At 66.6% G+C, this 24,603-nt stretch carries 26 protein-coding genes; 12 read left to right on the top strand and 14 right to left on the bottom strand.

The window, feature by feature from the left end; genetic code table 11:
* The first annotated feature begins 67 nt into the window (after positions 1-67).
* Both KTJ87_RS17095 and KTJ87_RS17090 read left to right on the top strand, forming a co-directional pair.
* Positions 68-616: a sugar O-acetyltransferase gene (locus KTJ87_RS17095; protein ID WP_267140370.1), complete on the top strand. Its 549-nt coding sequence runs from the start codon at positions 68-70 to the stop codon at positions 614-616.
* Positions 617-666: 50 nt separating this feature from the next.
* Positions 667-1,050, top strand: coding sequence for a HesB/IscA family protein (locus tag KTJ87_RS17090; protein ID WP_267140369.1), 384 nt, complete (start codon positions 667-669; stop codon positions 1,048-1,050).
* Positions 1,051-1,125: 75 nt separating this feature from the next.
* Here KTJ87_RS17090 and KTJ87_RS17085 read toward each other — a convergent pair whose 3' ends face one another.
* The 5 genes from KTJ87_RS17085 to KTJ87_RS17065 all read right to left on the bottom strand — a co-directional run bounded on the left by KTJ87_RS17085 (position 1,126) and on the right by KTJ87_RS17065 (position 6,164).
* Positions 1,126-1,635, bottom strand: coding sequence for a CarD family transcriptional regulator (locus KTJ87_RS17085; protein WP_267140368.1), 510 nt, complete (start codon positions 1,633-1,635; stop codon positions 1,126-1,128).
* A 304-nt stretch (positions 1,636-1,939) separates the two neighbouring features.
* Entirely contained in the window at positions 1,940-2,278 is a 339-nt protein-coding gene (fdxA, locus tag KTJ87_RS17080; protein ID WP_267140367.1) for a ferredoxin FdxA, read from the bottom strand.
* Between the two features lie 30 nt (positions 2,279-2,308).
* A complete protein-coding gene (locus KTJ87_RS17075) occupies positions 2,309-2,710 on the bottom strand; it encodes an RNA-binding S4 domain-containing protein (RefSeq protein ID WP_267140366.1) in 402 nt (133 codons plus the stop codon).
* Between the two features lies 1 nt (position 2,711).
* The gene (locus tag KTJ87_RS17070; protein WP_267140365.1) at positions 2,712-5,582 is read right to left on the bottom strand and encodes a helicase-related protein; all 2,871 of its coding nucleotides are present in this window, start codon (positions 5,580-5,582) and stop codon (positions 2,712-2,714) included.
* A gap of 21 nt (positions 5,583-5,603) precedes the next feature.
* The gene (locus tag KTJ87_RS17065) at positions 5,604-6,164 is read right to left on the bottom strand and encodes a tetratricopeptide repeat protein (protein WP_267140364.1); all 561 of its coding nucleotides are present in this window, start codon (positions 6,162-6,164) and stop codon (positions 5,604-5,606) included.
* Positions 6,165-6,238: 74 nt separating this feature from the next.
* Between KTJ87_RS17065 and KTJ87_RS17060 the strand changes: the two genes are divergently transcribed.
* Together KTJ87_RS17060 and KTJ87_RS17055 are read left to right on the top strand one after the other, a co-directional pair.
* Entirely contained in the window at positions 6,239-6,526 is a 288-nt protein-coding gene (locus tag KTJ87_RS17060) for an SCP2 sterol-binding domain-containing protein (protein WP_267140363.1), read from the top strand.
* A 2-nt stretch (positions 6,527-6,528) separates the two neighbouring features.
* On the top strand, positions 6,529-7,461 hold the full coding sequence (locus tag KTJ87_RS17055) for an alpha/beta fold hydrolase (RefSeq protein ID WP_267140362.1): 933 nt from the start codon (positions 6,529-6,531) through the stop codon (positions 7,459-7,461).
* 3 nt (positions 7,462-7,464) lie between these two features.
* Here KTJ87_RS17055 and KTJ87_RS17050 read toward each other — a convergent pair whose 3' ends face one another.
* The 5 genes from KTJ87_RS17050 to KTJ87_RS17030 all read right to left on the bottom strand — a co-directional run bounded on the left by KTJ87_RS17050 (position 7,465) and on the right by KTJ87_RS17030 (position 12,291).
* Entirely contained in the window at positions 7,465-8,292 is an 828-nt protein-coding gene (locus tag KTJ87_RS17050; RefSeq protein WP_267140361.1) for a fumarylacetoacetate hydrolase family protein, read from the bottom strand.
* Positions 8,293-8,355: 63 nt separating this feature from the next.
* Complete coding sequence (locus KTJ87_RS17045; RefSeq protein WP_267140360.1) at positions 8,356-9,081, bottom strand: peptidase; 726 nt, start codon at positions 9,079-9,081, stop codon at positions 8,356-8,358.
* 12 nt (positions 9,082-9,093) lie between these two features.
* Positions 9,094-9,927 (bottom strand): transglutaminase family protein, encoded by an 834-nt coding sequence (locus KTJ87_RS17040; RefSeq protein WP_267140359.1) that lies wholly within the window; start codon positions 9,925-9,927, stop codon positions 9,094-9,096.
* The gene (locus KTJ87_RS17035; RefSeq protein ID WP_267140358.1) at positions 9,924-10,877 is read right to left on the bottom strand and encodes an alpha-E domain-containing protein; all 954 of its coding nucleotides are present in this window, start codon (positions 10,875-10,877) and stop codon (positions 9,924-9,926) included. Before KTJ87_RS17035 ends, KTJ87_RS17040 begins: the two co-directional genes overlap by 4 nt.
* Before the next feature lie 4 nt (positions 10,878-10,881).
* On the bottom strand, positions 10,882-12,291 hold the full coding sequence (locus KTJ87_RS17030) for a circularly permuted type 2 ATP-grasp protein (RefSeq protein WP_267140357.1): 1,410 nt from the start codon (positions 12,289-12,291) through the stop codon (positions 10,882-10,884).
* A gap of 219 nt (positions 12,292-12,510) precedes the next feature.
* Here KTJ87_RS17030 and KTJ87_RS17025 point away from each other — a divergent pair, with 219 nt between their 5' ends.
* The 3 genes from KTJ87_RS17025 to KTJ87_RS17015 are packed head-to-tail and all read left to right on the top strand — an operon-like array spanning position 12,511 to position 16,060.
* On the top strand, positions 12,511-13,539 hold the full coding sequence (locus KTJ87_RS17025) for a ligase-associated DNA damage response exonuclease (RefSeq protein ID WP_267140356.1): 1,029 nt from the start codon (positions 12,511-12,513) through the stop codon (positions 13,537-13,539).
* Positions 13,536-14,423, top strand: coding sequence for an alpha/beta hydrolase (locus KTJ87_RS17020; protein ID WP_267140355.1), 888 nt, complete (start codon positions 13,536-13,538; stop codon positions 14,421-14,423). The genes KTJ87_RS17025 and KTJ87_RS17020 overlap by 4 nt, the downstream gene beginning before the upstream one ends.
* Positions 14,420-16,060, top strand: a complete 1,641-nt coding sequence (locus tag KTJ87_RS17015) for an ATP-dependent DNA ligase (RefSeq protein ID WP_267140354.1) — start codon at positions 14,420-14,422, stop codon at positions 16,058-16,060. Before KTJ87_RS17020 ends, KTJ87_RS17015 begins: the two co-directional genes overlap by 4 nt.
* Before the next feature lie 31 nt (positions 16,061-16,091).
* Here KTJ87_RS17015 and KTJ87_RS17010 read toward each other — a convergent pair whose 3' ends face one another.
* Positions 16,092-16,508 carry a VOC family protein gene (locus KTJ87_RS17010; protein ID WP_267140381.1) on the bottom strand — a complete coding sequence of 139 codons (417 nt, stop codon included), beginning with the start codon at positions 16,506-16,508 and terminating at the stop codon, positions 16,092-16,094.
* A gap of 111 nt (positions 16,509-16,619) precedes the next feature.
* The gene (locus KTJ87_RS17005) at positions 16,620-17,822 is read right to left on the bottom strand and encodes an ROK family transcriptional regulator (protein ID WP_267140353.1); all 1,203 of its coding nucleotides are present in this window, start codon (positions 17,820-17,822) and stop codon (positions 16,620-16,622) included.
* 254 nt (positions 17,823-18,076) lie between these two features.
* On the opposite strand from KTJ87_RS17005, the gene KTJ87_RS17000 reads away from it, so the two are divergent.
* The 5 genes from KTJ87_RS17000 (at position 18,077) to KTJ87_RS16980 (ending at position 22,343) form a co-directional block, all read left to right on the top strand.
* On the top strand, positions 18,077-19,090 hold the full coding sequence (locus KTJ87_RS17000) for a substrate-binding domain-containing protein (RefSeq protein ID WP_267140352.1): 1,014 nt from the start codon (positions 18,077-18,079) through the stop codon (positions 19,088-19,090).
* A gap of 91 nt (positions 19,091-19,181) precedes the next feature.
* A complete protein-coding gene (locus KTJ87_RS16995; protein ID WP_267140351.1) occupies positions 19,182-20,240 on the top strand; it encodes an ABC transporter permease in 1,059 nt (352 codons plus the stop codon).
* A complete protein-coding gene (locus tag KTJ87_RS16990; RefSeq protein ID WP_267140350.1) occupies positions 20,237-21,019 on the top strand; it encodes an ATP-binding cassette domain-containing protein in 783 nt (260 codons plus the stop codon). The genes KTJ87_RS16995 and KTJ87_RS16990 overlap by 4 nt, the downstream gene beginning before the upstream one ends.
* Positions 21,016-21,690: an AAA family ATPase gene (locus tag KTJ87_RS16985; protein WP_267140349.1), complete on the top strand. Its 675-nt coding sequence runs from the start codon at positions 21,016-21,018 to the stop codon at positions 21,688-21,690. The genes KTJ87_RS16990 and KTJ87_RS16985 overlap by 4 nt, the downstream gene beginning before the upstream one ends.
* On the top strand, positions 21,687-22,343 hold the full coding sequence (locus KTJ87_RS16980; protein WP_267140348.1) for a transaldolase family protein: 657 nt from the start codon (positions 21,687-21,689) through the stop codon (positions 22,341-22,343). Before KTJ87_RS16985 ends, KTJ87_RS16980 begins: the two co-directional genes overlap by 4 nt.
* A gap of 7 nt (positions 22,344-22,350) precedes the next feature.
* Here the strand turns inward: KTJ87_RS16980 and murD are convergent, their stop codons facing one another.
* Positions 22,351-23,760: a UDP-N-acetylmuramoyl-L-alanine--D-glutamate ligase gene (gene murD, locus KTJ87_RS16975; protein WP_267140347.1), complete on the bottom strand. Its 1,410-nt coding sequence runs from the start codon at positions 23,758-23,760 to the stop codon at positions 22,351-22,353.
* A gap of 168 nt (positions 23,761-23,928) precedes the next feature.
* On the bottom strand, positions 23,929-24,495 hold the full coding sequence (gene efp / locus KTJ87_RS16970; protein ID WP_267140346.1) for an elongation factor P: 567 nt from the start codon (positions 24,493-24,495) through the stop codon (positions 23,929-23,931).
* Positions 24,496-24,603 lie beyond the last annotated feature (108 nt).

The raw sequence follows: 24,603 nt of genomic DNA, 5'->3' as shown, positions 1-24,603 counted from the left end.
AAAGGCGGGGCTTCGGCCTCGCCTTTTCGCTATGGCCTTCGCCCGCTGCGCCCGACATGTTCGTGCCATGACCGAATGGGACAAGATGATTGCGGGCGATCTTTACGACCCGGGCGACGCCGACCTTGCCGCGCGGCGGCGGCGCGCGCAGGAATTGATGCGCGCCTACAACGCCACCATCGTCGGCGACGCCGAACGGGACGGGATTCTTGCCGGGTTGCTGGGCTCGAAGGGACCGCGCGGGGCGATCCGCGCCCCGTTCTTCGTCGACTATGGCAGCAACATTCATCTCGGCGCAGGCGTGTTCCTGAACTATGGCTGCGTGATCCTTGATGTCTGCCCGGTCCACATCGGTGATCTCACCCAGATCGGCCCGCAGGTGCAAATCCTGACCGCCGACCACCCGCGCGATGCTGCCACCCGCGACGCAGGGCTGGAACTGGGGCGCCACGTCACCATCGGGCGCAATGTCTGGATCGGCGGCGGCGCAATCCTTCTTCCCGGCATCACCGTGGGCGACGATGCGATCATCGGCGCGGGCGCGGTCGTGACGCGCGACGTGGCCGCAGGGGCGACCGTCGCGGGGAACCCCGCCCGTTCCCTCGCGCGCCCTTGAGAGACAGGGCCGCGCGCATTAGGTTACCCTGGAACGCAACGGAGGCACCCATGTTCGGACTTCCCGGCAAGCAAGCCGTTTCCATTACACCCAAGGCCGCCGTGCAGATCGCGCGCCTGATGGAAAAGGACGGCCACAAGGGCCTGCGCATCGGCGTCAAGAAGGGCGGCTGCGCGGGCATGGAATACACCATGGACTACGTTGCCGAACTGGACCCCAACGACGAGGTCGTGCAGCAGGACGGCGCCGTAGTGGCCATCGCGCCGATGGCGCAGATGTTCCTGTTCGGCACAGAGATCGACTATGAGACCTCGCTGCTGGAATCGGGCTTCAAGTTCCGCAATCCCAACGTGGTCGATGCCTGCGGCTGCGGCGAGTCGATCAAGTTCAAGGACGTGGAAGAGCTTGAGGCCGAGCGGGCGCAGCAGGGCTGACGCTCGGCGCATCGGACCAGAATCAAAAACGCCGCCCCGAGGGGCGGCGTTTTTCGTTTCGGCAGATAGCCAGGTTCAGGCGGCGCGGCCGACCAGCAATTCATCGACTTCGCGCGCGGCCGCAGCCTCGTCGCCGCCATTCACGGCCGCGACTTCACGGGTCAGGCGTTCCAGCGCAGCCTCGTAAAGCTGGCGCTCGGAATAGGACTGTTCGCGCTGCTCGTCGGTGCGGTGCAGGTCGCGCACCACCTCGGCAATCGCGATCAGGTCGCCCGAGTTGATCTTCTGCTCGTATTCCTGCGCGCGGCGCGACCACATGGCTTTCTTGACCTTGGCCTTGCCCTTGAGCGTCGTCATCGCCCGCGACACGACGTCGGGCGTCGACAGCGAGCGCATGCCCACGTCGGCCGCCTTGTTGGTCGGCACACGAAGGGTCATCTTGTCCTTCTCGAACGAGATCACGAAAAGCTCGAGGGCGATGCCCGCGATCTCCTGTTTCTCGATCGACACGATCTTGCCGACACCGTGAGCCGGATAGACGACGAAATCATTGGGACGGAATTCGGATTTCTTGGCTTTGGTCATGCAGTCTTCCTAAAAAGGATCCCCAGTCAGCCGCGACAAATCCAGCCAGGGGGACACACACACGTTCCCCCGGAAATCCGGATCATGTCGCCAAGATTGCCAGCCACGAGGCGCGACCCTCGGGTTGGGCTCAGGTTTCCAGCGTTGTTGTAACGATTATATATAGCAGAAAAACGCGCAGTTTCAAACTGCGGCATTGCAGCATGACCCGATTCCGACCCGGAATCAGGGATTTATCCACAATTCCCCGCACGAATCCGGGGGTCTTGGGCCGGTCAATCCTGCGGACAGACCGAATCGGGCGTCAGCCGCCCTCGCCCGGCGCTTCCGAGAAATACTTCTCGAGCTTGCCGGTCTCGCCGTCCCGCTCCTCTGCATCCGGCAGCGGGTCCTTCTTGGTGATGATGACCGGCCACATCTCGGAATACTTGCGATTGAACTCGACCCACTTTTCGGCGTCCGGCTCGGTGTCGGGCCGGATCGCGTCGGCGGGGCATTCAGGCTCGCAGACGCCGCAGTCGATGCATTCGTCAGGGTGGATCACCAGCATGTTCTCGCCCTCGTAGAAGCAATCCACGGGGCAGACTTCGACGCAGTCGGTGTACTTGCAGCCAATGCAGGCATCGTTGACGATGTAGGTCATGTTTTCATCCCAGGTCGGGTGCTTGCACGGTTAGCTAGACCAGCCACCGTCCTCGTTCAAGCGCCGATCCGCCGCGGAATCGAGGGCGCGGCGATCCTTTTTCGTCGGGCGCCCGCCCTTGTCGAAGGCGGGGGCTTTCGGCTCGGGCAGCGGCGGCGCGGGCGAGTGGTCGTCATACAGCGCCTGCGCCTCGGGCGCGGGGCCGCGCCGTGTGCCGATGTCGAGGATATGGACCACCCTGACCCGCCTGCCCTGCGGAAAGGTCAGCGTGTCCCCGGCGCCCACCGCGTGCGACGCCTTGGCGATCGGCGTGCCGTTCACCCGAACGTGACCACCGGCCACCAGCTTGGTCGCCAGCCCGCGCGTCTTGAAGAAACGCGCGAACCACAGCCACTTGTCGATGCGGAGGGTGGGACGGGACGTGTCGGCCAAGTCAGTCCTTGGTTCTCAGCCCCATCAGAGCCGCAGCAAAGGGATTGTCGGGGTCGATCGCCTTTTCCTTGCGGGGCGGTCGCGCCTCCATCTGGCGGGGCGCGTCGTCCTTCTTGTCGCCGCGCTTGCCCTTGGGGCCACGGTTCGGCTTGCCGCCGCCTTTGCCTTGCGCGGGTTTGCCCTGCCCCGGGCGACCCTGGCGCTGCTGGCCCTCGCGGCGGGCGCCGCGTCCGGCCCAGGTGAAGGTGTAGAACACCTCCATCTCGGGCGGCGTGTCTTCTGCGCTGGCCTCGGCTGTTTCGGCGGCAGCATCGGCGGTCGCATCCACCTCGGCCTCGGTCTCAGTCTCGCGCGCGGGCACCGGCGCTTCGGCGGCCGCGTCCTGTGCAGGCTCGATCGCTTCAGCGCTGTGTTCTTCGGGCGCCGTTTCGACTGCCGCCTCGGTCGAGGCTTCGGCAGGCGCCTCTGGCGCAGCAGCAACGGCAGGCGCAGGCTTGACCTTTACCCGCTCGGCCTTTTCCGCCTTGTAGCCAAGTCCCTGCATCAGGTCGGCAAACTGATCGAGTGTCAGGCCGGTGATCGACAGCATGTCGGCGACCGCCTCGAACCCGCCGCGGCTGTCCTTGCCGCGCAGCATGTCGGCCAGCCGTTCCAGCATGTCGATGCGGATCGCCCGTTCGCCCGAGGGGCGGTAGCCGGACATCAGGTGATAGCCTTCGGGCGCGTCCTTTTGCGTGGGGATCGTCACGAGGCCGGGCGGCGGGCTTTCGGGAAACTCGCCAAGGCCCTTGGACAGCGACCACAGCACCAGCCGAAGCCGCGTCGGCGCGGGTTTCAGCAACAGCGGCATGAACACGGTGAACTGGCCGAACCGCACGCCATGCTTGCGCAGCGCGGCGCGGGCGTCCTGGTCAAGGTCCTTGACCTCGGTCGCGACGGCGTCGCGCGGCAGGATGCCCAGCGCCTCGATCATGCGAAAGCCAAAGCCGCGCGCCAGACCCGTCAGCGTCTCGTCGCGCTGGATGGTCAGGATCGGCTCGAACAGGGTTGCGATCTTGCGGTCGATGAAATGCTGAAGGCGGCGCTGCACCTTCTGCTGCACGTCGAACCCAGCCTCGTCGTCGACAAACGCCTCGACCTGCGGCTTGAGCGCCTCGGGACCGGCGACAAGCTTGCCCACCGCCATCTCGCCCCACATCAGGCCGCCCTGTTCGGTATAGTCGATCTCGGTGTCGGGCGCGTTGTAGAAGCGGTCGGCGCGCAAGTGGAACTCGGGCCGAAGCGCCTGAGCGGCGGCCTGCCGCACCGTCTTGGCCTCGTCCGGCGAGGCGGTGCTGTCCTGACGGAAGCGGAAGCCTTCCAGACGGCCGACGAATTGTCCTTCGACCGTCACTTCACCCTTGTCGTTCACGTCGGCCACCAGGCCCTCCTTCTGCTTCAACCGGCGCAAGAGCACAGAGGTGCGCCGGTCGACAAATCTTTGCGTCAGGCGCGCGTGCAGCGCATCCGACAGGCGGTCTTCTACAGCGCGAGTCTCATCACGCCAATGGGTTTCGTCATCCACCCAGCCATTGCGCTGCGCGACATAGGTCCATGTGCGGATATACGCCAACCGCTTGGACAACGCATCGATGTCGCCATCGGTTCGGTCGATGCGCTTGACCTGCCGGGCCATCCAGTCGTCGGGAACCCGGTGCCATTCGTGCAGAAAGCGAAAGATCTGGTCCAGCAGGCTGGTGTGTTCCTGATGGCTGATGCCCCGGAAATCGGGAATCCGGCAGACGTCCCACAAGAGGCGCACATCCTCGGGACGCCGCGCGCGGTCTCGGATCTCGGGCACGTCAGCCAGCGTCTTCAGCGACTGCAGGTCGTCGGCGTCGCGCGCGCGGGTCAGCCATTCGTTGCTCGTGTGTTCCTCGAGCGACGCGATCAGCCGGTGCAGCGCGCCGAATTCGAGCCGGGAATTGCGCCACTGCAGCTTGCGCACCGGCGCAAAGCGGTGGTCCATGATCGACTGAACAACCTCGTCGTCCAGCGGCCCCGCATCGCCCGTGGTCCCAAAGGTGCCGTCCTTGGTGTGACGCCCCGCCCGGCCCGCGATCTGCGCCAGCTCGTTCGGCTGCAGCGGCCGCATCCGCCGCCCGTCGAACTTGTGCAGGCTGGAGAACGCGACATGCCCGATATCAAGGTTGAGACCCATCCCGATGGCATCGGTGGCGACAAGGAAATCCACGTCGCCGTTCTGATACATCTCGACCTGCGCATTGCGCGTGCGCGGCGACAGCGCGCCCATCACCACGGCCGCCCCGCCCTTCTGGCGGCGGATCAGTTCGGCGATGGCATAGACGTTTTCCACCGAGAAACCGACGATGGCCGAGCGCGGGACCATGCGGCTGATCTTTTTCTGGCCGGAATAGATCAGCTGCGAAAACCGCTCGCGCCCCATGAACTGCACGCGGGGCACCAGCGCGGCGATGGCGCTGCGCATGGTGTCGGACCCCAGGAACAACGTCTCGTGCAGGCCGCGCGCGTTCAGCAACCGGTCGGTGAAGACATGGCCCCGCTCGGGGTCGGCGCACAGCTGCACCTCGTCGATGGCAAGGAAATCGGCGCCCAGCGCGTCCGGCATCGCCTCGACGGTGCAGACCCAGTATTGCGCGCGCGGCGGGACGATGCGCTCCTCGCCGGTCACAAGCGCCACGACCGAAGGGCCCCGGATGGCGACGATGCGGTCATAGACCTCGCGCGCCAAAAGCCGCAGCGGCAGGCCGATCACGCCCGTGCGGTGCGCCAGCATCCGCTCGATGGCATAATGCGTCTTGCCGGTATTGGTCGGGCCCAGGACCGCGACGATCCTTGACTGCTCGGCCATGGAACTGCCCTTCGGGTGTGGTCAGAGCGGGGTTGCGCCCGTCTCTTTTTCGAGCCTCTCGATGGTCTCGTCTACGTCCTGCAGATGCGGATGTATAGCCTCGACCCGGCGCCAGACCTCTAGCGCGGCTTCCGAATTTCCCGTGCGTTGCAGGATCACCGCAAGCCCGGACAGCGCGCCGAAATGGTCGGGGTTCAGCGCCAGCGCCGCGCCGATGTCGTTCATCGCAAGGCCGAACCTGTCCTGCTGGTAGAACGCCGTCGCGCGGGCATGGAAGGCCTCGGCAAAGTCCGGCGCATGGTCGATCAGCGCGGACAGATGGTCGATGGCGCTGGCCCACTCTTCTTCCTCGATGGCGTCGCGCCCGCGCTGCAGCAGGAAATCCATCGAGTCGGACCCCGACCGCGACCAGGCGTCGATCACCTTACGCTCGGCCCTGCGCCAGTTGTCGTTGTCCGGGTCCGCCAGTTCGGTCATCAGGGTGTCCAGATCGGACGCCTCTTGCGCCGCCGCAGGCGCGGCAAACGCGACACAGACCAGCAGTGCCGCAACGATACGTTTGGAAATGAAAGCACAAGCCACCATAAGCCGAGTATAGGCCCCTTGCGCCGTTTGGCGACACCCCCCGGGCCGTCACATATCAGGGAAGTGAACAGATGAGCGACGTGATCGACACCGCAGTCAAGGAACTCAACGCCAAGATGGACGGCGGCTTTGACGGAACCGCGAAATTCGTGATCGAGGGCGAAGGCGCTATCATGGTCGACGAGAACGGCGCGCGCGCCGGGGACGACGACGCGGACGTGACGCTGACCGCTGACGCCGACACCTTCAAGTCGATGCTGGACGGCGACATCAACCCCACGGCGGCCTTCATGCAGGGCAAGCTGGCGGTGGACGGCGACATGGGCCTTGCGATGAAACTCGGATCGGTGCTCGGCTGATCATGGCGGACGCGGCGCCGTTCCTTGCCGATCTGGCGGATGGACCCGAAGGCGGCCACGCCGTCTGGACCCATGCGGCGGACGGCGTGCGCCTGCGGATCGGGCTTTGGCCCAGGGCGGACGCGGCGGGCACGGTGCTGCTGTTCCCCGGCCGCACGGAATACATCGAGAAATACGGCCGCGCGGCGCGTGACCTGGCGGCGCGCGGATTGGCGACGGTGGCGATCGACTGGCGCGGTCAGGGTCTGGCCGACCGGCTTCTGCCCGACGCCGCGCCGGGGCATGTGGCGGATTTCGCCGATTATCAGCTGGATGTCGCGGCCCTGGTGGCAGTTGCCCGGGCGCAGGGGTTGCCGGAACCCTACACGCTGATCGGGCACTCGATGGGAGGCTGCATCGGGCTTCGCGCGGTGATGGACGGGCTGCCGGTCAAGGCGGCGGCGTTCAGCGCGCCGATGTGGGGTATCGCCATCGCCGGGATGATGCGCCCTGCCGCCTGGGCGCTCAGCTGGGCGGCGCGGCGGATCAACCTTGGGCACGCCTATCCCCCCGGCACTTCGGGCGAAAGCTATGCTGCCGCGACGCCGTTCGATGACAACATGCTGACCCGCGACCGCGAGATGTTCGACTACATGCGGCGGCAGGTTGTCGAAAAGCCCGAGCTGGCGCTTGGCGGCCCCAGCTATCAATGGCTGAACGAGGCGCTGACGGAATGCCGCGCGCTGTCGCGCCTGCCCGCGCCCGATCTGCCTTGCGTCACCTTCCTTGGCACGCACGAGCGCATCGTCGATCCCGGGCGCATCCACGCCCGCATGGCGCAATGGCCGCGCGGACGGCTCGAGATCGTGGACGGCGGCGAGCACGAGACCATGATGGAGCGCCCCGAGGTGCGGGCGCGGTTCTTCGACGCGGTGGCCGGGATCGCGGACGCCTGAGCGTCAGTCCGCCACGACCTCTTGCCGCTGGCGGCCCAGACCCTCGATGGTCAGTTCCACAACATCCCCGGCCTTGAGCCAGCGCTGCGGCTTCATGCCCATCCCGACGCCGGGCGGCGTGCCGGTGGCGATCACGTCGCCGGGGTGCAGCGTCATCATCTGGCTGAGATACGACACCAGATGGGCGACGCCAAAGATCATCCGGTCGCTGCGCCCCGATTGCATCACCTCGCCGTTCACCCGCAATTCCATGCCCAGGTCCTGCGGATCGGCCACCTCGTCCGGCGTGACCAGCCAGGGGCCGAGCGGACCAAAGCTGTCGCAGCTCTTGCCCTTGGTCCATTGGCCTGCACGCTCGATCTGGAAGGCGCGTTCGGACACGTCGTTGACGCAGGCATAGCCCGCGACATGGGCCATCGCCTCGGCTTCGGTGACGTATTTCGCGGTCTTGCCGATCACCACGCCCAGCTCCACCTCCCAGTCGGTCTTGTGACCGCCGCGCGGGATGCGCAAGGGGTCGGACGGCCCGCAGATGGCGGAAGTGGCCTTCATGAAAACGATGGGTTCGGGCGGCGGTTCCATCCCCGCCTCGGCGGCATGGTCGGAATAGTTAAGCCCGATGCAGATGAACTTGCCCGTCCCCGCGACGCAGGGACCAAGACGCGGCGCGCCGTCGACAAGGGGCAGATCGTCCAGCGGGATGTCGTGCAGGCGGGCCAGCACCGGCCCCGACAGATCGGCGATCACGCCCGACAGATCGCGGATCAGGCCGTCTTCGCCCAGAAGTCCGGGCTTTTCCTGCCCCGCCTCACCAAACCGCAGGAATTTCATCGCGCACCTCCCGAATTTTCCGAGGGTGACACTACCCGCCAGACCGGCGGGCGCAAGGCGGCGTCAGATCGCGATCTTGGTGAAGGCGTCGCGCAGCGCCTGGCTCCACGCCAGGCTCATTTCCTGGAACGTCTCGTCGTTGGCGTCGATCCGGCGTTGTTCCTCGATGCGGCATGCGCCCGCGCGCACGGTCACAAGGTCCAGCGGCATCCCCACCGACAGGTTCGAGCGCAGGGTCGAATCCATCGACAGCAGCGCCGCCTTGCGCGCGTCCTGAAGCGAGGTTTCAGGGCGCACCACCCGGTCGAGGATCGGCTTGCCATACTTGTGCTCGCCGATCTGAAGGAACGGCGTGTCCTTGGTCGCCTCGATGAAATTGCCCTCGGGATAGATCAGGAACATCCGCATCGCGCCGCCCCGTCGCTGCCCCGCGACGATCATCGCCGCCGACGCACTTTCGCTGGCGCGGCTCATTTTCGAGGCGATCTCGACGCGCACGTCCGACAGGGTCTGGCCGATCATCTCTGCCACTTGCAGCATCGTCTCGCAGGTCATGATCGACCCGCGGTCTGCGGCGTCGATGGCGTGCACCGCCTCATCCAGCCGCGCGATGGTGGTCTGCGTCACCGACAACGATCCAGAGGTCATCATCACGATAACCCGTTCGCCCGGATCCTCGTAGATGAACATCTTGCGATAGGTCGAGATGTTGTCGAGACCCGCGTTCGTGCGCGTATCGGACAAAAGCACCATGCCCTCGTCCAGAAGGAGGCCGACGCAGTAAGTCATGGCGATTGTCCGTCAGGATTGTTGCTGCTGCATGTTCTGGACTGCAACGGTGACGTCAAGGGTCTCATCGCCGCGCCCCATCACGATGCCGCGGATTGGAGCTGCGTCTTCCGCGTCGAGGCCCGATCCAAGACGGACATACCGCTCGTCCGGGCAGACCCCGTTGGTAGGGTCGAACGCCACCCATCCCAGCGCCGGAACGTGCAGTTCCGCCCAGGCATGGCTGGCCGACGCGCCGATCAGATCATCCGCGCCATCGGTGTGCAGGTAGCCGCAGACATAGCGCGCCGGGATGCCCGCCGCGCGCGCCGCCGCGATCAGCAGATGCGCAAGGTCCTGGCAGACGCCCTTGCCCTGCTCCAGCGCTTCGGCGGCGCGGGTGTGGGCGTCTGTCTCGCCGGGGCTGTAGACCAGCGCCTCCTGCACGGCGGCGGACAGCGCGTGGGCACGCTCCAGCACGTCCTCGGCGGCGATCCCTGCAACGGCGGTCTCGGCCAGCGCGGCGATGGCGGGGTCGGGTTCGGTTGCATCGGTGGATTGCAGATAGACCTCGGGCGCGATGCGCTCGCGGTGGCCGCGCAGGACACCCGCCATGTCCGACGTCTCGACGATGCCTTCGTTCGTAACCTCGATCTGGCTGACAAACCCCCGGATGCTGGCGGTCTCCACGAAATCGCCCGCGCCGTCATGAAAGCCTGCGCCGAACACCGCGTCCGTGACCGTGCGGGACCATTCGATGATCGTCTGACCCTCGAATTCCGCCGGGCGCATCCGCAGCGATTGCACCAGCCCGCGCACAGGCTCGGAAAAGCGGTAGGTCGTGGTGTGGGTGACATGCAGTCTCATGCGGCGCGTCCCGTCATGTAATTAGCGTAGACGTGGCCGCTGAGAACGCCGACCTGGCGAATCATCCGGGTCAGGAATTCATGCAGGCCCTCGTCGAAGATGTCGGCAATGGTCGCTTCGCTGAGTTCCCCTTGAAGCGCGCGCGCATAGCTTTGCGCCTCGGTCGTGGTGCCGTAGCCGCGGCCCAGCGCATCCAGTTCCTCGCGGATGCCTTCCACCGAGTAGCGGATCGAGCGTGGGCACTGCCGGTTGAGGATCAGGAAATCGGCGATCTTGGCCGAGGACAATTCACCCTTGTAGACCCAGTTGAACGCGCGGGCCGAGGACAGCGCCCGAAGCACCGTCTGCCATTGGTAGTTGTCCAGACCGCTGCCGACATAGGACAGCCCCGGCAACAGAACAAAATACTTCACATCCAGGATTCGCGCCGTGGAATCCGCCCGCTCGATCAGCGATCCCAGCCGGATGAAGTGATACCCGTCGTTGCGCAACAGCGTGCCCTCGACCGCGCCGCGGATCAGCGCGGTGGTGCGCATGGTCCAGTCGGTCAGGTCGCGCAGCGGCAGCTGAGAGCGTTCGGTGCGCGCCATCTCGGCCATTTCCTGATGCGCGACGTTGATCGCGTCCCAAACCTGCGTGGTCATTGCCGTGCGCACGATCCGCGCATTCTCGCGCGCCGCGTGCAGGCAGGACGCGATGGACGACGTGTTCTCGCGGTCGAAGAACATATGGCTCTCGACGTTGCGCTGCACCATGTCGCCATACTTGGCGACAAAGGCAGTTCGGGTGCCCGCCGCGTTCAGGATCGATTCCCACTCGTTGCGAAAACCGCCGCCGGTATTCGGCAACAGCGCGTTGCGCGCGCCGACCTCGAGCAGGCGCGCCGAGGTTTCCGCGCGCTCAAGGTAGCGGGCGATCCAGAACAGGTTGTCTGCCGTGCGGCTCAGCATCGCGTCACTCCGCCAGAACCCATGTGTCCTTGACCCCGCCGCCTTGCGACGAGTTCACAACGAGCGAGCCGTCCACCAGCGCCACCCGCGTCAGCCCGCCGGGCACCAGGACGATATCCTCGCCGACAAGGCAATAGGGGCGCAGATCGACATGGCGCGGCGCGACGCCTTCCTCGACGAATGTCGGACAGGTGGACAGCGCCAGAGTTGGCTGCGCGATGTAGTTGTGCGGCCGCGCCTCGATCTTGGCGCGGAACGCGGCGATCTGGCTTTCGCTGGCCTTCGGGCCGACCAGCATGCCGTAGCCTCCCGATCCGTGGACTTCCTTCACCACAAGCTCCGCCAGGTGGGACAGCACGTATTTCAGGTCGTCCGGCTTGGCGCATTGCCAGGTCGGCACGTTGTTCAGAAGCGGCTCTTCGCCCAGGTAGAAGCGCACCATCTCGGGCACGAAGGTATAGATCGCCTTGTCATCCGCCACGCCCGCGCCCGGCGCCGAGCAGATCGTCACACCGCCCGAGCGGTAGACGTTCATCAGGCCCGGAATGCCCAGCATGGAATCCGGGCGGAAGCACAGCGGGTCGATGTAGGCGTCGTCAATCCGGCGGTAGATCACATCCACCTTGCGCGGGCCTTCGGTGGTTTTCATCCAGACGAAATCACCCTCGACGAACAGGTCCTGCCCTTCGACCAGTTCGACGCCCATCATGTCGGCCAGAAACGAATGCTCGTAATAGGCGCTGTTGAAATGGCCGGGCGTGAGGATCACCACGTTCGGCTCGCCGGTGCATTTCTCGGGCGCGACGGAGGCCAGCGTGCGGTTCAGCTGGCGCGGATAGCTTTCCACCGGCGCGATGCGGTTCTCCTGGAACAGGTGCGGAAACATCCGCATCATGATCTCGCGGTTTTCCAGCATGTAGGACACGCCCGACGGGGTGCGGCAGTTGTCTTCGAGCACGAAGAATTCGTCCGGCCCGGTGCGCACCAGATCGATGCCGACGATGTGCGAATACACATCCTTGGGCGGACGGAATCCCACCACAGCGTGCTCGTACGCCTCGTTGCAGTAGACCAGATGCGCGGGCACGATCCCGGCCTTGATGATCTCGGCCCGCCCGTAGACATCGCACAGGAAGGCGTTGAGCGCGCGCGCCCGCTGGATGATCCCGCGTTCAAGCCGCCGCCATTCGGTGTCGGTGAACACGCGCGGAAACATGTCGAACGGGATCAGCCGGTCTGGATCGCCGCCCTCGCCGTAGACGGCAAAGGTGATGCCGATCCGGCGGAACAGCGCTTCGGCCTCGGATTGCTTGAGCGTGCGCAATTCCTCGGGCATGTCGCGCATCCAGCCGTCAAGCGCGCGGTAAGCCGGGCGAACACCATCGCCGTCATACATCTCGTTGAAATACATCATATCCCCTGCATTCCCCCTATCAGATGCACGGGGCGCAGAGGATTTCCAGCCGCACGTTCCAGAACCCGCCCAGATGCAGCGTCTTCGCCCAATAATTAGGCATCCGCGCTTGGGTGGGCGCTGGCGGATCACTGCGGACGGCCCGGCCAAGGGCGAATGGCCGCAATGCGCTGTGTTGGACCCCGTTGCGCCGGGCGCGCGGTGCCCTACTCTCGCGGCATGGCACGCGATCCCGTTCTCACCTTCACCGACCGGGGCATCTATTGCCCCGCTGGCGATTTCTTCGTCGATCCGTGGCGTCCGGTGGACCGCGCGCTCATCACCCACGGGCACGCCGACCACGCCCGCCCCGACCACCGCCGCTACATGGCGACCCCTGCCGCCGCACCGGTGATGCGGTTTCGCCTTGGCGACATCGCCATCGACACCCTGCCCTACGGCGAGACGCGACGGATCGGCGGCGCTGACGTGTCGTTTCACCCCGCAGGCCATGTGCCCGGATCGGCGCAGATCCGCATCGAGGTCGCGGGCGAGGTCTGGGTCGTCTCGGGCGACTACAAGATCGAACCGGACGGACTGTGCGAACCGTTCGAGCCGGTGCGCTGCCACGCCTTCATCACCGAATGCACCTTCGGGCTGCCGGTGTTCTCCTGGGCCCCGCAGGCGCAGGTGATGGCAGAGATCGACGGTTGGTGGCGCGCCTGCGCGGCAGAGGGCAACACCGCCGTGATCGGTGCCTATGCGCTGGGAAAGGCGCAGCGCATCCTTGCCAATGTGGACACTTCCATCGGGCCGATCCTGACGCACGGCGCGATCGAGAACACCAACGAGGTGCTGCGCGCGCAAGGCATCGCGCTGCCCGACACGATCCGCGTGACGCCCGAGATGGACCCAAAGGACCACCCCGGCGCGCTGGTGATCGCCACGCCATCTGCACTCGGAACCCCGTGGATGCGGCGGTTTGGCCCCGTCTCGACCGGCTTTGCCAGCGGCTGGATGCGCCTTCGGGGCGTGCGCCGCCGCCGCGCCGCCGACCGGGGCTTTGTGTTGTCCGACCACGTCGACTGGGACGGCGTGAACAGCGCCATCGCCGAGACCGGAGCGGAACGGGTGTTCGTCACCCACGGCTACACCTCGATCTTTCGCCGCTGGCTGGAGGATCAGGGCTATGATGCCCGCATCGTGGAAACCGAGTTCACCGGCGAAAGCCTCGACGATCCGGACCCGCAGCAGGAGACCGCGCAATGACCGACCTGACGCTTGCCGACCGCTATTTCCGCTGGAACGCCCGCTACATCGAACGGGGCATGCTGGCCCTGGTCGCATCGCAGCCCATTTTGCGCCGCCTGATGGAGGTGACGGCCCCTCTGGGCAGCAGCCTGCCCGCCGGCATGGACATCTCCATCGACGCCGACGGCACGCATTGGTTCCGACCTGCCGGCGTTGCCGCCGATGCGCCCGTCATCCTGTATATCCACGGCGGCGGCTTCACCATCGGCAGCCCCAACACGCATCGCGGCTTGATCGGGCACCTGGCCGAGGCCGCGGGCCTGCGCGCCGCCGCTCCGCGCTACGGACTGGCGCCCGAACATCCTTTTCCCGCCGCGCCGCAAGACGCCACCGCAGCCTACAAGCGCCTTATCGATAGCGGCACCCCGCCCGTGGCGATTTGCGGCGACAGCGCGGGCGGGTGCCTTGCACTTCTGGTCGCGCAGGCCGCGCGTGACGCGGGCTGGCCAATGCCCCGCGCGCTTGGGCTTCTGGCCCCGGTCGCAGACCTGTCGGGAGACATCGCTGAGCGGTTCGCGCAGGCCGAGGACGAGATGCTGATCCCGCCCGCCTGGGCCGAACGCATCCGCCGCGACTATCTTTCGGGCACCGATCCCACCGACCCCAAGGTCTCGCCGCTGTTCGGCGACCTTACAGGCCTGCCGCCCACGCTGATCCAGGCCGGAGATGGCGAAGCGCTGGTCGAGGACGCGCGCCGCCTGCAGGAGGCCATGGACGACTGCACGCTCGACCTTTGGCCGGGGATGCAGCACGTCTGGCAGATCCACGCGGGCAAATCCCCCGTCGCCAACCGCGCGCTTGGCCGGATGGGGCAGTTCCTGCGCGATCACGCCGCCGCATGAAGCGTTTCGCCGACCTCTTCGCGCAGCTTGACCAGACCACGCGCATCACCCCCAAGGTCGCGGCGCTGGCTGCCTATTTCCAGGACGCGCCCGAGGACGACCGGCTTTGGACCATCGCGCTCTTGTCGGGACGCCGCCCTAAGCGCACCGTCACCACGACGCTTCTGCGCACATGGGCAGCCGAACGGGCGGGCATCCCGCTATGGCTGTTCGAGGAAAGCTATCCCATCGTCGGCGATCTGGCCGAGACCATCGCGCTGGTCCTGCCGCCCGCCACGCGCGGGAGCGACCGCAGCCTGACGGACTGGATCGGCGTGATCCGGGGGCTGTCGGCGCTGGACGAGGACGCGCGCAAGACCGCGATCCTAAGCGCCTGGAACAGCCTCGGCCCACTGGAGCGGTTCCTGTTCAACAAGCTCATCACCGGCGGTTTCCGCATGGGCGTCAGCCAAAAGCTGATGACCCGCGCGCTGTCCCAAGCCACAGGCATCGACGAGGCCGAGCTCGCTCATCGCCTGATGGGCGACTGGACGCCCGAGACGACCAGCTTCGACGCGCTGGTCCTGACCCACGATCCCGCTGCCGACCTGTCGAAACCCTATCCCTTCTACCTCGCCTACCAGCTTGACGATCCGCCCGAAGACCACGGGTCCCCCGGCGACTGGCATGCGGAATGGAAATGGGACGGCATCCGGGGGCAGCTGGTGATCCGGGGCGGCCAGCACTTTGTCTGGTCACGCGGCGAAGAGTTGATGACCGACCGCTTCCCCGAACTCGCCGCCGCCCGCGACTTTCTCCCCGACGGCACCGTGATCGACGGCGAGATTCTCGCATGGGGCGACGGCGCGCCGCTGCCCTTCAACGCCCTGCAGAAACGCATCGGGCGCAAGACGGTGCCAAAGTCGCTGCTGCGCGACGCGCCGGTGATCGTGAAGGCCTATGACCTTCTGGAATGGCAGGGCGAAGACATCCGCGCCCGCCCCTTCGCCGACCGCCGCGCACTTCTCGACCGGCTGGTCGGCGCGCTGCCGCCCGAGGCCCCCGTCCGCCTGTCACCGCTGATCGCCTTCGACTGTTGGGACGCGCTGGCCGCCACCCGCGCCACGTCGCGCGACAAGGGGGCAGAGGGCGTGATGCTGAAACACCGCGCCTCGCCTTATCTCTCGGGCCGCAAGAAAGGCGACTGGTGGAAATGGAAGGTCGACCCCCTGACCATCGACGCGGTGATGATCTACGCCCAGCAGGGCCACGGGCGGCGCGCGAACCTGTTCACCGACTTCACCTTTGCCGTGCACGACGGCGACGCACTGGTGCCGTTCACCAAGGCCTATTCCGGCCTGACGGATGCCGAATTCCGCAAGATCACTGCATGGGTCAAGAAGAACACGCTGGAGCGCTACGGCCCGGTGCGCGCGGTGAAACCCGAGCATGTCTTCGAGATCGCCTTCGAAGGCATTCAGGAAAGCCCCCGCCACAAGTCCGGCGTCGCCCTGCGTTTTCCGCGCATGAGCCGCTGGCGGCACGACAAGCCTGTGGAGGAGGCGAACACGCTGGAAGACCTGCGGGCGATGCTGGCGGCCTATGGGCAGGGGGGGAAGGTTGGGGTGGACGCGGTCACGCCGCAGGAGACGGATTAGTGGCAAGTGGGGGCGGCGCAGTGGTTCGGCGCTATTCGTCCCGTCCGGCTTCGGCCGGGTTGCTGGAGAATAGCGCGATCTTGTTCCCTTGCGGGTCGCGCAGATACCCGACGTAGAACTGTGGACCATAGGCCGCCCGAAAACCGGGCGCTCCCTCGTCGGTGCCGCCCGCGGCCAGCGCGGCGGCATGCAACGCGCGAACCTGGGCTTGGCTGCGCGCCTCGAACACGACCATGGCGCCGTTCCCGGCCGACGCGGGGCGACCATCGAAGGTCGGCTTGACGTAGAAATCCGGCTGCACGGGCGTTTCACCCGGTGCAACCGGCAAGCTGTAGCTCAAACCCTCCGGGCCCTCTTTCAGCCTATACCCGAGGACCGGCATAAACGCCGAGTAAAAGCGCCGCGCGCGGGCGGTGTCATCTGTGCCGACAGTGACATAGGCAATCATGCCGTGGGCCTCGGTTCCGGGTTTCTGCAAGTGACGCAGCACGACGAAAGCCATGCGCTGCGCCCAGCGCCGCCCCACCAGAGCAAGGGGTGCGATCTGCGCGCCACCCCCCTACCCCCCCTGAAGCACGGCATTGCCGTCGACCATGTAGCTTGCCGAGATCGGGCGTGCCGCAGCCCCGAGGGCGCGGGCGATCTGGCCGAGGTGCCCTTCTTCGATGTCGGGAAGCGCCACGCCCTGGAGGTCGATCTTGCGGATATGGGCCTGGACCTCGTCCAGAAGCCGGGTTCTGATCGCCGGGGGCAGCGCGCCGTCGATGATGACGCCTTCGAAATCGATCACCGCAAGGCTGGACACGATGGCATGGGCCAGGCTGCGGGCGGCCCGGATCACCCATTGGCCAAGGACAGGTTCCAGCCGGTCCCAGTCGTCGGTCTCGTCCGGGATCTCGACGTGGTCATGCCCTGCGTCGCGCAGCATCCGTTTCAATACGGCGAGCGAGGCATGATCGACCAGCCGGTTTCCGCCCGCCTCGTCGGGAACCCGAAGCGGGCCCAGACCGCCGGAATTGCCGCGCCGCCCCGAGAACACGCTGCCGTTCAACACGATGCCGCCGCCGATGAAGGTGCCGACGAAAAAGTAGATGGTGTCGAGGTGCCTGACCCCGGGCCCGAACACGAGTTCCGCGCGGCATGCGGCGGTGCCGTCGTTCTCTGCGGTGACGGGACCGGGCAGAAGCGCGCTCAGATCCTCGACCGCGAACGTCTGCCATGCCGTCATTTCCGCCGCCGGTGCGCCGAAGTCCTCGGTCCAGTGCCACAGCTCTGACGGCATGGCGACATGAGACCCCGCGATGCTGCCTGCTGGCAATCCCGCGTCGGCAAGCAGCCCCGGAACCTCGCGGCGCAGGAAATCGGCGGTCGCGTCAGGTGTCGGATAGCCGTGGCGGGACGTTCTGCGCGCCCGGACGCCGCCGACAAAATCCGCGACGATCATGTCAAAGCTGCTGCGCCCGATCTTCAGGCCGATGTGGAACCGCGCGTCGGGGTTCAGCCGCATCGGCGTCGAGGGCTGACCGATACGCCCGCGGATCGGCTCGCAGCGGAGCAGAAATCCGTCCTCTTCGAGGCTGCGGAAGATCACCGACAGGGCGTTGGGCGACAGGCCGGTCGCCCGCGTGGCGTCCGCCTTGGTCATCGTCCCGTGCTGCCGCACCAGGTGAAGAACAAGGCGCTCGTTGGCGCCCCTCACCGTCGTCTGGTTCGAGCCGCGCAGCGGGATGGATGGCAGCCTGGCCTCTTTGTCGGGCGTCATGTCGAAATTCCGTAGCAGGGGTGCCGTCGCGCTCAAAAGCCTCTCGTTCAATGAAATACGGCCCTGGGCGCTGCGCCACAAGCCTGCGCTTCTTAATTAATTCATCTGACAGTTTTTAATTTGACTCGCCGCGCCGCCCGCGCCTAGGGTGATGCGTCTGGCGCTGGCGGACGGTGTGACCAGCGCGTGACCGACCGGCGGCCAGGACGCGAAGTCGTGGCGCCAGAGATCGAACGAACAGAGGAGGAGACAAGATGAACGCGATCAAGACAGGGCTTCTGGGCCTCGCCGCATCGACGGCGATGGCGGGCACGGCCTGGGCGGACGGCAGCGTGTGCCTGATCACGAAGGACGCGACCAACCCGTTTTTCGTCAAGATGGCAGAGGGCGCCTTTGCCAAGGCGGTCGAGCTTGGCGTCGAGCTGCGGTCCTTCGCGGGCAAGTTCGACGGCGACCACGAAACGCAGGTTGCCGCGATCGAAACCTGCATGGCCGCCGAGGTCGACGGCATCCTTCTGGTCGCGTCCGACACCAAGGCGATCACGTCCCAGGTGCAAAAGGCGCGCGATGCCGAGATCCTCGTGATCGCGCTGGACACGCCGCTCGATCCGATCGACGCCGCAGACATGACCTTTGCCACCGACAATTTCGAGGCCGGGCGTCTGATCGGCGAATGGGCGGCCAAGACGATGGGCGACACGTCGGGCGCCCGGATCGGCCTGCTGAACATCAACGTAAGCCAGCCGACCGTCGGCGTGCTGCGCAACCAGGGCTTCCTGACCGGCTTTGGCGTGGACATCGGCGACGAAACCCGCTGGGGCGACGAAGATGATCCGCGCATCGTCGGGCAGGAACTGTCCAGCGGCAACGCCGAGGACGGCCGCGCCGGGATGGAGAACCTGCTGGCGATCGATCAGGGGATCAACGTCGTCTACACGATCAACGAACCCGCCGCTGCCGGCGCCTACGAGGCGCTGCGGTCGTTCGGGCTGGAAGATCAGGTGATGATCGTCTCGGTCGATGGCGGCTGCCCCGGGGTCGAGGACGTGGCAGCGGGCGTGATCGGCGCAACCGCGCAGCAATACCCGCTCGACATGGCCGCGCTTGGCGTCGAGGCGGTCGCGTCCTACGCCGCGACCGGCGAAAAGCCCGAAGCCACCGAGGGCAAGGCGTTCTTCGACACCGGCGTCGGTCTGGTGACGGACGCCCCGGTCGAGGGCATGGACCAGCTCAGCGTCGAGGAAGGCCTCGCGCGCTGCTGGGGCTGATGTGACCAAGCGGGCGGCCCGGGCGCACAACGCCCCTGGGCCGCCCGTTCCCTCCTCATCCCGTCCAATTTCCAACTCAATGGAGGCCGCCATGCAGGACGCATCCCGCAGCGGGTCCGACCTGACGCCCCCCGCCGAAACCGTCGCGCACTTTACCGGACCGACCGGCATCAGGGCGCGCATCGGCAACCTGCTCTACAACGCCCCGGCCATCGTGCCGCTGTTCGTGCTTCTGGTCGCAGTCGCAGTGTTCGGCGCGCTTCTGGGCGACCGCTTTTTCTCGCCCTTCGCGCTGACGCTGATCCTGCAGCAGGTCGCGATCATCGGTATCGTCGCCTCGGCGCAGTCGCTGGTGATCCTGACCGCCGGGATCGACCTGTCGGTGGGCGCGGTGATGATCCTGTCGTCGGTCATCATGGGCAAGTTCACCTTTGATCTGGGATTTCCGCCTGCGCTTGGCGTGCTGTGCGGGCTGCTGTGCGGGCTGATCTTCGGCACGATCAGCGGCATCCTCGTCGCGATCGTCAAGCTGCCGCCGTTCATCGTCACGCTGGGCATGTGGCAGATCGTGCTGGCGGTGAACTTCCTCTATTCCGGCTCTGAAGTCATCCGCAGCCAGGACATCGACGCCGAGGCGCCGCTGCTGAAATTCTTCGGCAACACGGTCGAGATCGGCGGCGCGGTGTTCACCTACGGGGTGACCCTGCTGCTGGTGCTGGTGGCTGTGCTGGCCTACGCGCTTAGCCAGACGGCATGGGGGCGGCACGTCTATGCGGTGGGCGACGACAAGGACGCCGCCGCTCTGGCAGGCGTGAACGTCACGCGCACGCTGATTTCGGTCTACGCCTTGGGCGGCCTGATCTGCGCCTTTGCAGGCTGGGCTCTGATCGGCCGTATCGGCTCGGTGTCACCGCAGGCCGGGCAACTGGCCAACATCGAATCCATCACTGCGGTCGTGATCGGGGGCATCTCGCTGTTCGGCGGTCGGGGGTCCGTCGCGGGCACGCTGTTCGGTGCGTTGATCGTCGGAGTGTTCTCGCTCGGACTGCGCCTTCTGGGGGCGGACGTGCAGTGGACCTATCTGCTGATCGGCGTGCTTATCATCGCCGCCGTCACGGTCGACCAACGCATCCGGAGGGCCGCGCTATGAGCACCACACCGATCCTGTCAGCGCGCGGGCTGGTCAAGCGCTATGGCCGCGTCACCGCGATGGACGATTGCGACTTCGATCTCCACCCGGGCGAAATCCATGCCGTGATCGGCGACAATGGCGCGGGCAAGTCGACGATGATCAAGGCGCTGTCCGGCGCGATCCGCCCGGATGCGGGCGAGATCAGGCTGGAGGGCAAGCCGGTGTCCTTTGCCTCGCCCATCGACGCGCGCGCCATGGGCATCGAAACCGTCTATCAGACGCTTGCCATGTCGCCTGCCCTGTCGATCGCCGACAACATGTTCATGGGCCGCGAGATCCGCAAACAGGGCGTCATGGGCCGGTGGCTGAGGCAACTCGACAAGGCCGAGATGCGCCGCTTCGCCCGTGAAAAGCTGTCAGAGCTGGGCTTGATGACGATTCAGAACATCGATCAGGCCGTCGAAACGCTGTCGGGCGGCCAGCGGCAGGGTGTCGCCGTGGCGCGCGCGGCCGCCTTCGGATCACGCGTCATCATCCTGGACGAACCGACAGCGGCTCTCGGCGTCAAGGAAAGCCGCAAGGTGCTGGACCTGATCGCCCGCGTGCGCGACCGGGGCGTGCCGATCATCCTCATCAGCCACAACATGCCGCATGTGTTTGAACTGGCCGACCGCATCCATGTCCACCGGCTTGGGCGGCGGCTGTGCGACCTGACCCCCGGCGAGGTGTCGATGCAGGACGCCGTGGCGCTGATGACCGGCGCCATGACCCCGGACGAGATGACCAGCGCCGCATGACCCATCATGACCGGGACGGCGACCTGCGCGCCGTGTTGACACTGATCGATAGTTTGCCGCGCGGCCTCGGGCGCCGCCTCGTCGGCATCGCCGGGCCACCCGGTTCTGGCAAGTCCACGCTGGCCGCGCGCGTCGCTGCGGCTCTTGGCACCCGGCGGGCGGTCGTGTTGCCGATGGACGGCTATCATCTCGACAATGCGGACCTCGACCGGCGCGGCCTGCGCGACATCAAGGGCGCCCCCGAAACCTTTGATGCGGACGGGTTCGTGACGAAGCTGCGAGCCGTGCGAAAGGCTACGGGCGTCGTCCGCTATCCGGTATTCGACCGCGCCGCCGACCGCACCGTGCCAGAGGCCGGGACGCTTCATCCGCAGGTCGATACCGTCGTCGTCGAAGGCAATTACCTTTTGCTTCAAGACCCTCCGTGGAACGCACTGCGGTCGCTTCTGGACGCGAGTGTGATGATCGCACCGCCCGAAACGGTGCTGCTTGAACGGCTCGTGGAGCGTTGGCTGACGCACGGGCTTTCACCAGAGGCAGCGCGCCGCAGGGCCGCCGGAAATGACCTCAGGAACGTGCGCACCGTCCTGTCACGAAGCGCACCAGCAGACCTGCTGATCGGCACCGGCCCCCAGGCAGGCGACCCGGACCACAAGGAAGGAACACCATGAAGATCTTCGCCGACTCGGCAGACCTCGATACGATCCGGCCGCTCGCAGAGGCGGGCCTGATCGATGGCGTCACGACGAACCCCAGCCTGATCGCAAGATCGGGCTCCGACTTTCTGGACACGGTGGGCGCGCTGGCCGCGATGATCGATGGCCCCGTCTCGGCAGAGGTCGCGGCGACCGAGTATGACCCGATGATGCGCGAAGCGGCGCGGCTGGCGCAGATCGCACCGAACGTCTGCATCAAGCTGCCCCTGACGCTGGACGGTCTGCGCGCCTGCCGCACGCTTCGCGGCGAGGGCCGGGAAACGAATGTCACGCTGTGCTTTTCCGTCACCCAGGCCGTGCTCGCAGCCAAGGCGGGCGCCACCTATGTGTCGGCCTTCGTCGGGCGGCTGGACGACATCAACATCGACGGCGGGGCGCTTCTGAAGGATATCCGCGATGTCTTTGACACTTACCCCGCGTTCAGGACGCAGGTTCTGGCCGCGTCGCTGCGCAGCGTGAACCATGTAAGTGCTGCCGCCCTTGCGGGCGCGGACGCCGCAACGATGCCGCCCGAGATCGTGACGGCGATGGCCCGTCACCCTTTGACCGACAAGGGATTGGCGGCGTTCCTCGCGGATTGGGAACGCACGGGCCAGACGATCCGGTAGCCTTGCGCTACCCGCGCCGTGCCAGCGCCTCGCGCACCAGCGCGGTGAAATCCTCTCCGCGCTTCTCGAAGTTCGGATACTGGTCGAAACTCGCCGCCGCCGGGGCCAGAAGCACGGTATCGCCCGGCTCGGCCTCGGCCAGCGCGGCGTCCACCGCGCGCGCCATCGTCACGCTGATCTCGTGCGGCACGTCGCCCAGCTCCAGCGCGAAATCGCGCGCCGAGTGGCCGATCAGGTACGCCTTCACCACCGACCCCAAGTGCGGCACCAGCGCGGCGATGCCGCCGTCCTTGCCCAGCCCCCCGGCGATCCAGCGGATACGCCCGAAGGCCTGTAGCGCCTGCGCGGCGCTGTCGACATTCGTCGCCTTGCTGTCGTTCACCACGGTCACGCCGCCCGCCTCGGCAATGATCTGGCTGCGGTGCGGCAGCCCCTCGAACGTGCCCAGCGCGTCCTCGATCAGCTTGGGCCCCAGCCCCAGCGCGCGGGCCGCGGCATAGGCGCAGCAGGCGTTCTGGTGGTTGTGCCGCCCCGGCAGCCCGCGCACGCCCCGCAGGTCGATGGACCCGACCTGCTTGCCCTTGCGGTACTCTGACAGGAACCCCTTGCGCGCGAACACCGACCAGCCAAAGCGGTCAAGCCGCCCCGCCACCGACACCCGGATCAGCCGGTCATCCTGGGGCCCCTCGGCCATCTGGTTGGCAAGGTATTGCCCTTCGGCCTCGTCCACCCCGATCACTGCGCGGTCGGGCCCCCCTTCGGCGAACAGACGACGCTTGGCGGCGAAATACCCCCCCAGCCCGGCATGCCGGTCAAGGTGATCGGGCGAAAGGTTGGTCAGAACCGCGATATCCGGCGTCAGCGCGCGCGCCAGGTCCGTCTGGTAGGACGACAGCTCCAGCACGATCACCTCGCCGTCCTGCGGAGGCTCGAGGTCCAGCACCCCGCGCCCGATGTTGCCCGCCATCTGGCAAGGGCGCCCCGCCTCGGACAGGATATGATGGATCAGCGCGGTGGTGGTCGACTTGCCGTTCGATCCCGTGACGGCCACGACGCGCGGCACGGTGTCGAGATCGGCAAAGATATCCGACCCGAAAGACCGGAAGAACAGGCCGATGTCGTTGTCCACCGGCACCCCCGCCGCCCAGGCCCGCGCGATCACGGGATTGGGCCGGGGGTAGAGATGCGGGATGCCCGGCGACACGACCAGCGCAGCGACGCCGTCGAACGCCCCTTCGCGGGTCAGATCGTGGATCGCAAGGCCCTGCCCCTCGGCGGCGTCGCGCGCCTCCTGCCCATCGTCCCAGCACAGCGCCAGCGCGCCGCCCGCCTCGAGCGCGCGCGCGGTGGCCAGGCCCGATCGGCCCAGCCCCAGAACGGCGACGCGGCACCCCTCGTACCCGGTGACCGGAATCATGGCTGGCTCCTGCTGAAGAAAATCTGCGCTCCACCGTGCACGCCCGTGCCCGCCATCGGCAAGGGCCAACCGGACGCGGCCACCGGCGCAAACGCGCGCGCCCATCATCTTTGGTCCGGAAGTACTCCGGAGGGGGTCCGGGGGAGGCAGCGCCTCCCCCGGCCTCCGTCAATCCTTGGCGCGCTCGACATAGGTCGCATCGGCCGTGTTGATCACCACCCGCGTGCCGACGCCGATATGCGGTGGCACCATCACCCGAACGCCCTTGTCGGTCATCGCGGGCTTGTAGGACGACGACGCCGTCTGCCCCTTAACCACCGGTTCGGTCTCGGTGATCTCCAGCGTGATCCTCTGCGGCAACTCGATGGCGATGGCGATCCCGTTGTAGATTGACAGGTGCACCCGCAGCCCGTCCGTCAGGTAGACCTTGTCTTCGCCGATCACGCTCTCGTCCACGGCGACCTGCTCGAAGGTCTCGGGCTCCATGAAATGATAGCCCTCGCCGTCGGCATAGAGGAAATCATAGGACTTTTCCTCGACGAAGGCGCGCTCGACCTGCTCGGTGGTGCGCCAGCGCTCCGACACCTTGGTGCCGTCCGAGATCCGGCGCATGTCCACCTGCGTCACCGGGGTGCCCTTGCCGGGATGGAAGTTCTCGGCCGACAGCACGACATAGAGATGGCCGTCCTGTTCGATGACGTTGCCCTTGCGGACCTGGCTGGCGATGACTTTCAAGACGTCGTTCCTTGCGGTTGCTCGTGCGCCTGCCTATCCGGGCGGCGCGGGGATCGTTTCGCCCGCGCCTATCCTATCTCGGCCCCCGAATCCAGATGCATCCCATGA

It is taken from the genome of Anianabacter salinae (assembly GCF_019061145.1).
Taxonomy (GTDB): Bacteria; Pseudomonadota; Alphaproteobacteria; order Rhodobacterales; family Rhodobacteraceae; genus Anianibacter; species Anianibacter salinarum.
The sequence above is the reverse complement of the archived record's forward strand: the minus strand, read 5'-3'. Positions and strand labels throughout refer to the sequence as shown.

Excerpts from the sequence above, each read along its gene's own strand:
- KTJ87_RS17040 (WP_267140359.1), bottom strand. The coding sequence starts at position 9,927 with ATGAGACTGCATGTCACCCACACCACGACCTACCGCTTTTCCGAGCCT.
- KTJ87_RS17050 (WP_267140361.1), bottom strand. The coding sequence starts at position 8,292 with ATGAAATTCCTGCGGTTTGGTGAGGCGGGGCAGGAAAAGCCCGGACTT.
- KTJ87_RS17015 (WP_267140354.1), top strand. The coding sequence starts at position 14,420 with ATGAAGCGTTTCGCCGACCTCTTCGCGCAGCTTGACCAGACCACGCGC.
- murD (WP_267140347.1), bottom strand. The coding sequence starts at position 23,760 with ATGATTCCGGTCACCGGGTACGAGGGGTGCCGCGTCGCCGTTCTGGGG.
- KTJ87_RS17085 (WP_267140368.1), bottom strand. The coding sequence starts at position 1,635 with ATGACCAAAGCCAAGAAATCCGAATTCCGTCCCAATGATTTCGTCGTC.
- KTJ87_RS16980 (WP_267140348.1), top strand. The coding sequence starts at position 21,687 with ATGAAGATCTTCGCCGACTCGGCAGACCTCGATACGATCCGGCCGCTC.
- KTJ87_RS17010 (WP_267140381.1), bottom strand. The coding sequence starts at position 16,508 with ATGATTGCCTATGTCACTGTCGGCACAGATGACACCGCCCGCGCGCGG.
- KTJ87_RS17095 (WP_267140370.1), top strand. The coding sequence starts at position 68 with ATGACCGAATGGGACAAGATGATTGCGGGCGATCTTTACGACCCGGGC.
- KTJ87_RS17020 (WP_267140355.1), top strand. The coding sequence starts at position 13,536 with ATGACCGACCTGACGCTTGCCGACCGCTATTTCCGCTGGAACGCCCGC.
- KTJ87_RS17055 (WP_267140362.1), top strand. The coding sequence starts at position 6,529 with ATGGCGGACGCGGCGCCGTTCCTTGCCGATCTGGCGGATGGACCCGAA.
- KTJ87_RS17070 (WP_267140365.1), bottom strand. The coding sequence starts at position 5,582 with ATGGCCGAGCAGTCAAGGATCGTCGCGGTCCTGGGCCCGACCAATACC.
- KTJ87_RS17025 (WP_267140356.1), top strand. The coding sequence starts at position 12,511 with ATGGCACGCGATCCCGTTCTCACCTTCACCGACCGGGGCATCTATTGC.
- KTJ87_RS16985 (WP_267140349.1), top strand. The coding sequence starts at position 21,016 with ATGACCCATCATGACCGGGACGGCGACCTGCGCGCCGTGTTGACACTG.
- KTJ87_RS17035 (WP_267140358.1), bottom strand. The coding sequence starts at position 10,877 with ATGCTGAGCCGCACGGCAGACAACCTGTTCTGGATCGCCCGCTACCTT.
- KTJ87_RS17000 (WP_267140352.1), top strand. The coding sequence starts at position 18,077 with ATGAACGCGATCAAGACAGGGCTTCTGGGCCTCGCCGCATCGACGGCG.
- fdxA (WP_267140367.1), bottom strand. The coding sequence starts at position 2,278 with ATGACCTACATCGTCAACGATGCCTGCATTGGCTGCAAGTACACCGAC.
- KTJ87_RS16995 (WP_267140351.1), top strand. The coding sequence starts at position 19,182 with ATGCAGGACGCATCCCGCAGCGGGTCCGACCTGACGCCCCCCGCCGAA.
- KTJ87_RS17005 (WP_267140353.1), bottom strand. The coding sequence starts at position 17,822 with ATGACGCCCGACAAAGAGGCCAGGCTGCCATCCATCCCGCTGCGCGGC.
- KTJ87_RS16990 (WP_267140350.1), top strand. The coding sequence starts at position 20,237 with ATGAGCACCACACCGATCCTGTCAGCGCGCGGGCTGGTCAAGCGCTAT.
- KTJ87_RS17090 (WP_267140369.1), top strand. The coding sequence starts at position 667 with ATGTTCGGACTTCCCGGCAAGCAAGCCGTTTCCATTACACCCAAGGCC.
- KTJ87_RS17045 (WP_267140360.1), bottom strand. The coding sequence starts at position 9,081 with ATGACTTACTGCGTCGGCCTCCTTCTGGACGAGGGCATGGTGCTTTTG.
- KTJ87_RS17030 (WP_267140357.1), bottom strand. The coding sequence starts at position 12,291 with ATGATGTATTTCAACGAGATGTATGACGGCGATGGTGTTCGCCCGGCT.
- KTJ87_RS17060 (WP_267140363.1), top strand. The coding sequence starts at position 6,239 with ATGAGCGACGTGATCGACACCGCAGTCAAGGAACTCAACGCCAAGATG.